Source organism: Microbacterium sp. MYb45 (assembly GCF_002979655.1).
Lineage (GTDB): Bacteria > Actinomycetota > Actinomycetes > Actinomycetales > Microbacteriaceae > Microbacterium.
This window is the reverse complement of record NZ_PCPG01000009.1, coordinates 109,141-120,408: the sequence shown is the minus strand read 5'-3', so window position 1 is coordinate 120,408 and position 11,268 is coordinate 109,141. Positions and strand designations below refer to the sequence as shown.

Below are 11,268 nucleotides of genomic sequence, written 5' to 3'. Positions count from 1 at the left end.
GGGGCGGGTCCGTCACAGGGGGGATGCCCCGGGATGCCTGCGCTCCGTAGCGTGAAGGTATGACGACAGGAATGCTCGAACTCTCCGGCATCACCAAGAGCTACGGCTCTCGGCGCGTGCTCGACGACGTGTCCTTCACGGTGGCCCCGGGCCGCTTGACGGGCTTCGTCGGCGGCAACGGCGCCGGCAAGACCACCACCATGCGCATCGTCCTGGGGCTGCTGTCCTCCGACGGCGGCAGGGTCGACCTCGATGGCGCGCCGATCACGGCAGAGGACCGTCGCCGCTTCGGCTACATGCCCGAGGAGCGTGGCCTCTACCCGAAGATGAAGGTGCTCGAGCAGATCGTCTACCTCGCTCGCCTGCACGGCTTCGGCAAGCAGGATGCGACCGAGCGGGCGACGGAGCTCCTCACCGAGCTCGGCCTCGGCGAACGGCTGAACGACACGATCGAGTCGCTGTCGCTCGGTAACCAGCAGCGTGCGCAGATCGCTGCCTCGCTCGTGCACGACCCCGAGGTGCTGATCCTCGACGAGCCGTTCTCCGGCCTCGACCCGCTCGCGGTCGATGTGGTCGCCGGCGTGCTGCAGTCCAGCGCCGCGAAGGGCGCATCGATCCTGTTCTCCTCCCACCAGCTCGACGTGGTCGAGCGCCTGTGCGACGACCTCGTCATCCTCGCCGGCGGCACGATCCGCGCCTCCGGCTCGCGCGATGCGCTGCGCGCCGAGCATGCCCGTGACCGCTACGAGCTCGTCTCCGCCGGAGACGCCGGATGGCTGCGCACCGAGCCCGGTGTGACGGTCGTCGACTTCGAGGGCGGCTATGCCCTGTTCGACGCCGACGGCCCTGAGACGGCGCAGCGGGTGCTGCACTCCGCCGTGCAGCGCGGCGACGTCGCGAGCTTCGCGCCGAAGCATCCGTCCCTCGCCCAGATCTTCAAGGAGGTCATCCAGTGAGTACCCCTGCCCCCGTCCGCAGCACCAACGGCATCTGGCTCGTCGCCGAGCGCGAGATCGGATCGAAGCTGCGCAGCAAGGCCTTCCTGATCTCGACCGGCATCCTGCTGGTGCTCGCCCTCGCCGGCATCATCCTCGGCGGCTTCGCGAGCAAGAACACCGAGACGACGCCGATCGCCGCGACCTCGGAGACCGCCGCCGCCGTCTCCGCCATCCCGGGCTTCGAAGTCACCGAGGTGGCCGACCAGGCCGCCGCCGAAGAACTCGTGCGCGACGACAAGGTCGACGCCGCGGTGCTGCCCGGCGACGGGCCCTCGGGGTACACGATCATCGCGCTGCAGGATGCGCCGAGCTCGCTCGTCTCGGCGCTGTCCCAGTCGCCCGACGTCGTGATCCTCGAGCCGGTCACGACGAACCCGCTGCTGCGGTACTTCATCGCGATCGCGTTCGGTCTCGTGTTCATGATGGCCGCCGCGACTTTCGGCGGGACGATCGCGCAGAGCGTCGTGGAAGAGAAGCAGACCCGCGTGGTCGAGGTGCTGCTGTCGGCGATCCCGGCGCGCACACTGCTGGCCGGCAAGGTCATCGGCAACACGGTGCTCGCGATGGGGCAGATCCTCGCCCTCGCGGCCGTCGCCACGATCGGGCTGATCGTCACCGGTCAACGCGAGGTGCTCACGACTCTCGGAGCGCCGATCATCTGGTTCGCCGTGTTCTTCCTGTTCGGCTTCATCCTGCTGGCGGCGATGTTCGCGGCCGCCGCGTCGATGGTCTCCCGCCAGGAAGACATCGGGTCGACGACCACGCCGATCACGATGCTGATCATGGCGCCGTACATCCTGGTCATCGTGTTCAACGACAACCCGCTGGTGCTGACGATCATGTCGTACGTGCCGTTCTCGGCCCCGGTCGGAATGCCGATGCGCCTGTTCGTCGGCGAAGCGCAGTGGTGGGAGCCGCTGCTGAGCCTGGCGATCCTGCTCGCGAGCTGCGTGGCCGCGATCGCCATCGGCGCGAAGATCTACGAGAACTCGCTGCTGCGCATGGGTTCGCGGGTCAAGCTCAGGGACGCACTGCGCGCCTGAGACTGCGCAACAGAGAAGCCCCCTGCTCCGCAACGCGCGGGGCAGGGGGCTTCTCTGTTGTGGTCTCTGTTGTGCTGCGGGTCAGCCCCGGGTCAGATCACGCCGTCGGCGAGGGTGGTCGGGTTGCCGAAGCGGTGGTTCGTGATCGACACGGCCTGCTCGTGCAGGAACGGCAGCATCTCGACGCGGCCGGCACCGGTCACGGCGTGCGACCAGACCGCCACATCGGGGCTGCCGTCGAGTGCCTGATGCAGCGCTGCGGCGTCGCCGCCGACCAGACGCACGCGGTGCCACGAGTTCGCGGCCTTGGCGTAGCGCTTGGTCCAGGCCGCATCCGATTCGTGCTTCACCGTGACGCCGTGCGCGCGAAGCGCCTTCTCGACGCGCGAGGGCAGGGCCGGAGCCGACACCGTGAACGGGCTGCCGCTGCGCAGGGCGGCGGCGAGCACACGGATGCCGTCGACGAGCGGGGAGTTCTCGGCGATGCGCACGTCGATCGCGACCGGACGGTAGCGGAACAGGTTGCGCTCGACCCCGAGGCCGGACTTGTCGCTCACGGCTCCGAACTCGTCGACCCAGGCGCGCTCGTCGGATGCCGCGGCCCGCTGCAACCAGTCCGCCTCGACGGCGTCGAGCTCGGCACCCGCCGCGTCGAGCAGCGCGCCGACCGCGGGGACGACGGCAGCGCCGGGCGCGACCGCCGGAAGCTCCGCCGGGGTCCACTCGCCGAGGCCGAAGAGGTAGTTCGGCCCGCCGGCCTTCGCTCCGGCGCCGACGGCCGAGCGCTTCCAGCCGCCGAACGGCTGACGCTGCACGATCGCCCCGGTGATGCCGCGGTTCACGTACAGGTTGCCTGCCTCGACGCTGTCGAGCCAGGTGGCGACCTCATCGGAATCGAGCGAGTGGATGCCGGCGGTCAGGCCGTAGTCGACCGCGTTCTGCAGGCGCAGGGCCTCGTCCAGGTCCTTGGCGTGCATGATGCCGAGCACCGGGCCGAAGAACTCGGTCAGGTGGAAGTAGGAGCCCTCCCGCACGCCGGTCTTGACGCCAGGAGTCCACTGCTTCCCCTCGTCGTCGAGCTTGCGCGGCTTCACGAGCCAGCGCTCGCCCTTCTCCAGCTTCGTGAGCGCGGTGAGGAGCTTGCCGTTCGCGGGCTCGATGATCGGGCCCATCTGCGTAGCCGGGTCGTCGGGCAGTCCGACGCGCATCGAGGTCACGGCATCCACCAGCTGACGCTCGAACCGCTTGGAGTCGGCGACCGATCCCACGAGGATCGCCAGCGATGCGGCGGAGCACTTCTGCCCGGCGTGACCGAACGCGCTGCGGGCCACATCGGCGGCCGCGAGGTCGAGGTCGGCGGAGGGGGTGACGATGATCGCGTTCTTGCCACTGGTCTCGGCGAGCAGCGGCAGGTCGGAGCGGAACGAGCGGAACAGCTGAGCCGTCTCGTACGCACCCGTGAGGATCACACGGTCCACCGCGGGACCGGCGACCAGGCGCGTGCCCAGGTCGCGGGAGGCGAGGTCGACGAGCGCGAGCAGGTCGCGCGGCACGCCGGCGGCCCACAGTGCCTCGACCATCACGGCACCGCAGCGCTGCGTGAGCTTGGCCGGCTTGATGATCACGGCAGATCCCGAGGCCAGGCCGGCGAGCACACCACCGGCGGGGATCGCGACCGGGAAGTTCCACGGCGGCGTGACCACGGTGACTTTCGAGGGCACGAACTCGGCACCCGAGATCGTCTCGAGATCCTTGGCGCGCTCGGCGTAGTAGTGCGCGAAGTCGATGGCCTCGCTGATCTCGGGGTCGGACTCGGCGATGGTCTTGCCCGCCTCATGGGCCATGATCTCGATGAGCTGTCCACGGCGCGCGGCGAGCTCGTCTCCGGCACGGTGCAGCACGGCGGCGCGGTCGGCGGCGGGCAGGGCGGCCCACTTCTCAGCGGCCGCGGTCGCGGCGTCGAAGATGCCGTCGAGCTCGGCATCCGTCTCGACCTTGGCGATCGCGATGGTGTCGAGGCCCAGCCTCGACCCGACCGAACGGCCGAGGATCTCGCGGCCCCACGCACGATTCGCGGCGATGGCCGGGTCGGTGTCGGCCTGGTTCTCGAAGCCCACGGTCGTGCCGGCGGGAGCTTCCGCGGTACGGTCCTGCACGCGGTGGGGTGCCGGGACGAACGCCGGCTCGTCGGTCGCGAGCGCGGCCAGCGAGCGCTCGAAGCGCTCCCGCTCCCGGGTGAGGAGCGTCGGGTTCGAGGCCAGCTCGAACACCGCCGACATGAAGTTCTCGGGGCTGGCGTTCTCCTCGAGACGGCGCACCAGGTACGCGATCGCCACGTCGAACTCGGCCGGGTTGACGACCGGTGTGTAGAGCAGCAGGCGGCCGACGTCCTTGCGGACGGCCTCGGCCTGGCCGGTCGCCATGCCCAGCAGCATCTCGTATTCGACGAGCGGGTCGGCGCTGTCAGGGTCAGCGACCCCGCGAGTCTGCGCGAGCAGCCAGGTGTAGGCGATGTCGAACAGGTTGTGGCCCGCGACGCCGATGCGCACGGCATCCAGTCGCTCGGGGGTCATCGCCCAGTCGAGCACCCGCTTGTAGTTGGTGTCGGAGTCCTGCTTGGTGCCGTAGGTCGCGAGCGGCCAGCCGTGGATCGCCGCATCCACTTCTTCCATCGCGAGGTTCGCGCCCTTGACGACGCGCACCTTGATGGGCGCCCCGCCCTTCGCGCGGCGCGCCGTGGCCCACTCCTGCAGGTGCTGCATGGCGCCGAGGGCGTCGGGCAGGTAGGCCTGCAGCACGATGCCGGCCTCGAGGTTCGCCAGCCCCGGCTGGTCGAGGATGCTCGTGAAGGCCGCGATCGTGAGGTCGAGGTCGCGGTACTCCTCCATGTCGAGGTTGATGAACTTGGCCTTGCCTTTGGCTTCGGCCTTCGCGGCGAGTTCGTAGAGCGGGGTCAGCTTCTCGACGACATCCGCCACGGCCTCGTCGAACGACCACATCGACAGCTGGCTCACGACGCTGGAGACCTTGATCGACACGTAGTCGACGTCGTCGCGGGCGAGGAAGTCGCGCGTGCCCTGCAGGCGGTGCCCGGCTTCGCGCTCGCCGAGCACGGCCTCCCCGAGCAGGTTGAGGTTCAGGCGATTTCCGCTCTTGCGCAGCTTCGCGATCGCGGGCCCGAGCTTGGCCGGGGTGGCATCGAGCACGAGGTGCCCGACCATGGCCCGCAGCACGCGGCGCGAGATCGGCACGACGACACCGGGGAGCTTCGGCGCCCAGAAGCCGCCGGTCTTGATCGCGGCTCGCAGGTAGCCGGGCAGGAGGGTCGGGGTGATCTCCGAGATCTCGGCGAGCTTGCGACCCGCCACGCGCAGGTCTTCCGGACGCATCACGCCGTCGACGAAGCCGACCGTGAACGCGAGCCCGTTCGGGTCCTTGAGCACCTCGGACAGGCGCTGCGCGGCCGGCTCGACGGGGTGGGTCTCGCTCTCGACGAGCCAGCGCTGCACGAGGGCGGCGACGTCTTCGGTACGGGGAATGGTGGTGTCGGCGGCGACAGGCATCGGTGGACCTTCCAAGAGAGCGCACACCGGGGTTTCGTGTGCGGCTGGATCATTGTCCTGCCGCTCGGTAGGCTCCGTCTATCAACCGATTTGCGTGGATTCTGTTCACTCAAGCTGAACGAAGGAAACGGCCATGCTGGACGTGAACCGACTGCGGATGCTCGTGGAGCTGTCGCGCCGCGGCACGCTCTCCGCCGTGGCCGACGCGCTCTCGTACAGCAAGGCCTCGGTGTCGCAGCAGCTGAGCGCACTGGAGCGCGACGTGGGCGTGCCGCTGCTGCGTCGAGTCGGCCGCGGGGTGCAGTTCACGCCGCAGGGAAACGTGCTGGTCGCGCAGGCCATCGGCATCCTCGATCAGCTCGAGCACGCCGAGGTCGCGGTCGCCGAGTCGCTCACCGAGGTGACGGGCACCGCGCGCATCGCCGTGTTCCAGTCGACCGCGCACTCCCTGCTGCCGCGCGCCCTCGAAGCCCTCAAGGAGAGGCATCCGGCGCTGCGCGTCGAGGTCACCGAGTGCGACCCGGAGACCGGGCTGGTCGGGGTGTCCAGCCGCGACTTCGACCTGATCCTCGCCGAGCAGTATCCGGGGCGCACGCGCCCGATCCACGCCGACCTCGACCGGGTGGTGCTCGCCCACGACGCGATCGCCCTCGCCCGTCGACCCGGAGCACCTCGGCACGCGGATGCCCTCGCGGAGCTCTGGTCGACCCGCGAAGAGCCCTGGGTGCTGGAACCCGCCGGCACGGCATCCCGCGCCTGGGCCGAGGAGCTCTGCCGCACAGCGGGGTTCGAGCCCGACGTGCGCTTCGAGATCGCCGACCTCACGGCGCACGTGCGCCTGATCCACGCCGGGCTCGCGGTCGGGCTGCTGCCCGAGCTCGTGTGGGCCGGCGACACCCCGACCGTGGATCTGGCGCCGCTTCCCCACGAGCCGCGCCGCGAGATCTTCTCCTCGGCACGGAAGGTCTCCGCCGCCGCCCCGTCCATCCGGGCGGTGCGCAGCGCGCTCGCGGACGCCGCGTCGCACAACCTGCCCGTCTAGCGCGACGCAGAACACCGCAACAATCGGGAATATGCATGCACATGCATCTGTTCTGTCCCGTGTACCCGGACGAAGGAGTCCGATCCACTCCTTCTGAAAGGCACTTCCGTGAGCACTCCCGTGATCGACCGCACCGCCCCGACCGAGCACCCCGTCCTCGACGTCCTCGCCGGCCGCTGGAGCCCCCGCGCCTTCGACGCGCAGAACTCGATCGACGAGGCCAAGCTCGCCACCGCCCTCGAGGCCGCTCGCTGGAGCCCGTCCGCCAACAACACGCAGCCGTGGCGCTTCATCGTCGCCCGCCGCGGCACCGCCCTGCACGCCCAGGTCACCGGCGCACTGATGGGCTTCAACCAGGCATGGGCGGGCAACGCCGCCGTGCTCGTGGTCGCGATCGCCGAGACGGCCACCGCCGACGGCACCCCCATCACCCACGCCCTCTACGACCTCGGTCAGGCCGTCGCGCACTTCTCGGTGCAGGCCCACCACGATGGACTCGTCGTGCACCAGATGAGCGGCTTCGACCCCGAGGTCGTCCGCGAGTTCGCCGACCTCGAGGCCCGCTTCGTCCCCACCACGGTCTTCGCCGTCGGCGAGTTCGGTGACATCGAGACCCTGCCCGAGGTGCTGCAGGAGCGCGAGGTCGCTCCGCGCGTGCGTCGCCCGATCAACGAGACGGTCGTCCTCAGCGCCTGACCTGCACGACCCGACTTCTGTCGACGGGGCCTCCGGATTGTCCGGGGGCCCCGTTAGCGTTTCGGGATGGACTCCCTCCGCATCACCGGGGCGCGGACGAACAACCTCCGCGACGTCTCGCTCGACGTCCCCAAGAAACTGCTGACCGTCTTCACCGGCGTCTCCGGATCGGGCAAGTCGTCGCTGGTGCTCGACACGATCGCCGCCGAGGCGCAGCGGCTCGTCAACGACTCGTACTCGACCTTCATCCGTTCGCGGCTGCCGCAGATGCCGGCGCCAGACGTGCAGTCCATGGACGGTCTGACCTTCACGGTGCTGATCGACCAGCGCCGGTTCACGGGCAATGCGCGCTCGACCGTGGCGACCGCGACCGACCTGGCCTCGCTCGTGCGCCTGGTGTTCTCCCGCGTCGCCGAGCCGTCGGCCGGGTACTCCCCCGCCTATTCGTTCAACGATCCGTCCGGCATGTGCCCGACCTGCGAGGGGCTCGGCACGGTGTACGACATCGACATCGACGCCCTGATCGATCCCGAGAAGAACATCGATGAAGGGCCGGTGCGGTTCAGCCTGTTCCGTCCGGGTGTGTATCGGTGGAAGCGGTTCGCCTACTGTGGGCTGTTCGACCGCCAGAAGCCGCTGAAGGACTACACGGCCGAGGAGATGGATCAGTTCCTCTACGCCGACAAGCTCAAGCTCGACGACCCGGATCCGCGTTTCCCGCAGAGCGCCCGGTTCGACGGGGTGATCACCCGCATGCGCGACGTGTTCCTGAAGCAGCGCCCGGTGAAGATGTCGGCGCCGGTGCGTGAAGAGCTCGACCGGCTCGTGACCCACCACACCTGCCCGGACTGCCACGGTGCGCGGGTGAACGAAGCGGCGCGGGCGAGCCTCATCGGCGGGCGATCGATCGTGGACTGGATGCGGATGCCGGTGGCCGAACTGCATGCGCTACTCGACGCCTTCGACGACCCTCGGGTGGCGCCGGCGGTCGAGGGCGTCCGTCACGTGCTCGATGCCCTGCTCTCCGTCGGGCTGGGCTATCTCACGCTCGACCGCGAATCCTCGACCCTGTCCGGCGGCGAGGCGCAGCGCGTCAAGATCGTGCGGCACCTCGGCAGCGCCCTGACCGACGTGACCTACGTGTTCGACGAGCCGAGCACCGGGCTGCACCCCGCCGACATCCAACGCCTCGTCGCCCTGCTGCAGCGGCTGCGCGATGCGGGCAACACGATCCTCGTCGTCGAGCACCACCCGCAGGTGATCGCGGTCGCCGACCATGTGGTCGACCTCGGGCCGGGCGCGGGCTCCGCCGGCGGCAGCGTGCAGTTCGAGGGCACGCCCGCAGCGCTGCGCGGCAGCGACACCCTCACCGGACGGGTGCTCGCCGAGCCGTTGGCGATCCGCGAAAAGACCCGGCGACCCACGGGTCGCCTCACCGTGAAAGATGCGCGATCGCACAACCTGCGCGGGTTCGACGTCGACGTCCCGCTCGGCGTGCTCACCGCGATCACGGGCGTCGCGGGTTCGGGCAAGAGCTCCTTCGCCACCGTGGAGCTGCCGCGCCAGCATCCGGAGTTCACGGTCGTCGGGCAAGACGCGCTGCGTGGCGGAGCGCGGTCGACGACGCTGAGCATCCTGCGCATCGCCGACACGGTGCGCGAGGTGTTCGCCGCCGCGTCGGGGCTCGACCCGTCGTGGTTCAGCTTCAACTCGCGCGGAGCCTGCCCCACCTGCCGTGGGCGCGGACACATCACGACCGAGCTCGCGTTCCTCGACGACGTCTCGCTGCCCTGCGACGCGTGCGGCGGCCTGCGTTTCAACCCGACCGCTCTCGGGGTGCAGGTCGACGGCGCCTCGATCGCCGATGTGCTGGCATCCACGCCCGCCGAGGTCAGCAGGCTGTTCTCCGCGCATCCCGATGTGGTCTCGGCCCTGGACTGGGTACAGCGCACCGGGCTGCGCTATATCCCGGTCGGGCGTTCGCTCGACACCCTCTCCGGAGGTGAGAAGCAGCGGCTGCTCCTCGCCCGGCATCTCAGCGATCCGCGGCGCGACCCTGCCGACCGGATCATCCTCGACGAGCCCACCTCGGGCCTGCACCCCACCGACGTCGACACCATCAACACCCTCTTCGACGACCTGCTCGACGAGGGTGCGACCCTGGTCGTCGTCGAACACAACCTGCGCGTGGTCGCACGCGCCGATCATGTCGTCGACATCGGCCCCGGCGCCGGATCGGACGGCGGCCGGCTGGTCTTCGCCGGCACTCCGACGGAGATCGTGCGCGACTCCGCTTCGCTCACCGGCCGAGCCCTCGCGACGGCCTCCCGCGCCTGATCGCAGCGCGACGACTCTCCCGAAATGAAGGAGAACTCACGCCGGGAAGGATGCTCCGCAGCATCCGCTCCTTCATTGCGTGAGTTCTCCTTCAGAAAGTGAGGCCGGACTCGCAACTCATCCGCCGGTGCTGACAAGCAGTACCGCCGCCGATACACCGGCACTCTCGTGCGACAGAGCTCGCGACGGTGTCTGTCTGGTTTCTATCGTCGTATAAGCGCGGATCTACAGCGTTCGCCGGTGACGCATTCCGCACGGAGGACGAGATGACCGCATTCCCCGAGTGGACGCAGGACATGTCCCGCGTGCTGAAACACGCGACGCCCATGATGCTGGCGCAGGTCATCCCTCTCGGCACGTCGTTCATCCTGCTGGCGGTGGCTCTCGCGACAGGAAGAACCGACTTCGCCGCCATCATCGGCACGACGGCGACCATCAGCGGGCTCGGCACGCTCATCAACGTCGGCGTGGGGATCGGCACTCTGCGTGATCTGGGTCAGGCCCGCACCGATCCCGTCCGGATCGCGGATGCCATCGCCGGCAACCTTCGCCTCGCCTCGGCGGTGTCTGTCATCGTCGTCGCGATCAGCGCCGCAGCGGGCGTCGCACTCACCTATGCCTCACCCTCCGGCTCGGTCCTCGCGGTCGCACTGTGGGTGGCGCTGGTCGTGCAGCTTCCGGCGAACATCCTGTCGTCGCATACCAGCGTTCTCGCTGCCGCTTTCCAGCACCTCGGCCGCGAGAAGGACAACCTGACGATCACCCTCACCCGATCGCTGATCGGTCTGGCGCTCGGCCTGGCCGTCGTCCTGCTCATCCCGAGTCCGATCCTCGCCATCGCGCTGCAGTCGGCGCTCGCCTCGCTCATGGTCATCGCCATGCTCTGGGAACGTCGGCGGCGACTACTCCGAGCCGGAATCCGGGTTCGCATTCTCCGCGCCCCCGATTTCTCGCTTCGCCGCATCGGGGATCGAGTTCTCAACTCTCTCGACGGCGCGGTCTTCATGGTGCTCTTCATGGTCGCGCAACTGGTCGCGGCCAGCATCTCCGTCGAAGTCGCCGCACAGGTCGCCGCCGGCGTCGCGCTGTGCCGCACCATCATCATCCCGCTGAAGATGATCGGCCAGACCGCCGGAAGGATGACCCTGCAGGATCGCGCTCGGGAGCCGAGGTACCGGGTGGCGTCGTACGGCGTCGTCGGCATCTTCGTCGTCCCCCTCGCGCTGTCCCTCATCCTGCTCTCCGCGTTCGGCCTGAGCCCGGTGGGCGATCCGGTGCTGGGGCTCCTCATTGCTCTGCAGCTGCTGCTGGAGCCGTTCTCCGGATCCCTGTTCGCCTACATGAAGGTCACCTTCGGCGCCACAGCCGGACTGCTCGGGCTGATCCTCACCTATCTGGTGCTCGCACCCGCCACGCTGATCATCGGCCGGTTCGCAGCCCCGAGCGCGGTAGGACTGTGGGCCGCTCTGCTCCTCGTCAGGCTCCTCTTCAGCGTGGCGAACCTGGCTGCGCTTCGGACGCTCCTTCGCTCACAGGACACCGTGACCACCCGCCCGAAATGAAGGAGAACTCACGCCGGGAAGGATGCT

7 protein-coding genes are annotated in these 11,268 nt (G+C 69.3%); 6 read left to right on the top strand and 1 reads right to left on the bottom strand.

What is annotated here, in order from left to right; all coding sequences use genetic code 11:
- Positions 1–71: 71 nt before the first annotated feature.
- The gene (locus CQ034_RS14370; RefSeq protein ID WP_105711573.1) at positions 72–956 is read left to right on the top strand and encodes an ABC transporter ATP-binding protein; all 885 of its coding nucleotides are present in this window, start codon (positions 72–74) and stop codon (positions 954–956) included.
- Positions 953–2,041 (top strand): ABC transporter permease, encoded by a 1,089-nt coding sequence (locus CQ034_RS14365; protein ID WP_105711572.1) that lies wholly within the window; start codon positions 953–955, stop codon positions 2,039–2,041. Before CQ034_RS14370 ends, CQ034_RS14365 begins: the two co-directional genes overlap by 4 nt.
- A gap of 92 nt (positions 2,042–2,133) precedes the next feature.
- Here CQ034_RS14365 and CQ034_RS14360 read toward each other — a convergent pair whose 3' ends face one another.
- The gene (locus CQ034_RS14360) at positions 2,134–5,604 is read right to left on the bottom strand and encodes a bifunctional proline dehydrogenase/L-glutamate gamma-semialdehyde dehydrogenase (protein ID WP_105711571.1); all 3,471 of its coding nucleotides are present in this window, start codon (positions 5,602–5,604) and stop codon (positions 2,134–2,136) included.
- 133 nt (positions 5,605–5,737) lie between these two features.
- Here CQ034_RS14360 and CQ034_RS14355 point away from each other — a divergent pair, with 133 nt between their 5' ends.
- The 4 genes from CQ034_RS14355 to CQ034_RS14340 all read left to right on the top strand — a co-directional run bounded on the left by CQ034_RS14355 (position 5,738) and on the right by CQ034_RS14340 (position 11,241).
- Complete coding sequence (locus CQ034_RS14355) at positions 5,738–6,646, top strand: LysR substrate-binding domain-containing protein (protein WP_105711570.1); 909 nt, start codon at positions 5,738–5,740, stop codon at positions 6,644–6,646.
- A gap of 108 nt (positions 6,647–6,754) precedes the next feature.
- Positions 6,755–7,342, top strand: a complete 588-nt coding sequence (locus CQ034_RS14350) for a nitroreductase family protein (RefSeq protein WP_105711569.1) — start codon at positions 6,755–6,757, stop codon at positions 7,340–7,342.
- Between the two features lie 66 nt (positions 7,343–7,408).
- A complete protein-coding gene (locus tag CQ034_RS14345) occupies positions 7,409–9,679 on the top strand; it encodes an ATP-binding cassette domain-containing protein (RefSeq protein WP_181156329.1) in 2,271 nt (756 codons plus the stop codon).
- A gap of 266 nt (positions 9,680–9,945) precedes the next feature.
- On the top strand, positions 9,946–11,241 hold the full coding sequence (locus CQ034_RS14340; RefSeq protein ID WP_105711568.1) for a hypothetical protein: 1,296 nt from the start codon (positions 9,946–9,948) through the stop codon (positions 11,239–11,241).
- Positions 11,242–11,268 lie beyond the last annotated feature (27 nt).